The following is a 1,245-nucleotide window of genomic DNA, read 5'->3' on the forward strand; positions in this document are numbered from 1 at the left end:
TCGTCTTCAGTTGCTGCACGTACTTCTTGAATTTCTACATCAAACGTTAAACGCTTGCCAGCTAGTGGATGGTTGGCATCAACAGTCACTTGATCATCAGATACTTCAGTAACCGTCACTAACATAACTTGGCCACCAGCTTCTGACTGAAACTGCATACCAGGCTGGATATCGTCAACACCTTGAAAGTTATCACGTGGCACGTGCTGTACTGCTTGCTCTTGGTATTCGCCGTAGCCATCAGCAGGTTCAACGACTGCATTAACTTTTTCGCCAGCAGATTTACCTTCTAGCTGCTGCTCAAGGCCTGGAATAATGTTGCTATGGCCATGCAAATAAGCAAGCGGTTGACCTTCTGGTGACTGGTCAAGAATGTTGCCTTCGTCGTCTTTTAGCGTGTAATTAAATTTGACGGCAGTGTCTTTTGCGATAGTAGTCATAAATTATCCTAAATATATCTATGTAAAAAATTAGATGCGGTTGCAATAAACCTAAAAAAGCCAATCAGTAAGCCAAAAGCCATATCATTAGTCAATTATCGTCAGTTTATTTAAACTTATAAAAGTAACTTTAACAGTTAGCATCTTTAATTGAGATGGTAATAATAACTTTCAAGGCAAAAAACATAAAAAATGCCAATATTCATGAAATTTATTCAATTTTTACTATATCAGTCAGCTTAAAATAAACACAGGGCAAGCGTGTTGATGCGCTACTGATACCACTTTGTCTCGTTAACTTTACGCTTTGCCAGACAAGAGTTAAAAAATTTACCTCAGTCATTGTTTTATTCACCGTCTCAATCACTCTGTATTCATTTTAAGATGCATTGATCATATTACTCATTGCTTATTGGTTGCGTTTTGCACTTGAGGCTTCTACCATAACGTTAAACACCATAATAAGTATCTAATATGACAACACTATCCTTATCACAAAACCGCTCATCAAATCATCAGTCTGCACCAAAACTTACTACTGATATTAGCTATCAGCTCGATTTTGACCGCTTTTTTGAGCATTTAGTCGATGTTACGCTAAGCTTTACAGCAGATACAGCATCACCGCGCTTATGGTTGCCAGCATGGATACCAGGCAGCTATTTGATGCGTGAGTTTGCTCGTAATATTACGGCAGTTTATTACCGAATAGAGAATCAAGAAAGTAAAGAACATAGTGGTGCCAGCTCTTTTAAACAACGTGCTAATAAGATTGATAAAAATACATGGCAACTACCACAGGTTG

2 protein-coding genes are annotated in these 1,245 nt (G+C 38.2%); one reads left to right on the forward strand and one right to left on the reverse strand.

Features of this window, described 5'->3' with window-relative positions:
- Positions 1 to 440, reverse strand: a 440-nt coding sequence (locus ACS8FD_RS15275; RefSeq protein ID WP_439276472.1) for an FKBP-type peptidyl-prolyl cis-trans isomerase, incomplete at its 3' end; no start/stop codon positions are given.
- A gap of 474 nt (positions 441 to 914) precedes the next feature.
- Here ACS8FD_RS15275 and ACS8FD_RS15280 point away from each other — a divergent pair.
- A partial coding sequence (locus tag ACS8FD_RS15280; RefSeq protein WP_439276473.1) for a M61 family metallopeptidase occupies positions 915 to 1,245 on the forward strand: 331 nt, incomplete at its 3' end.

This window comes from Psychrobacter sp. 1U2 (assembly GCF_051847575.1).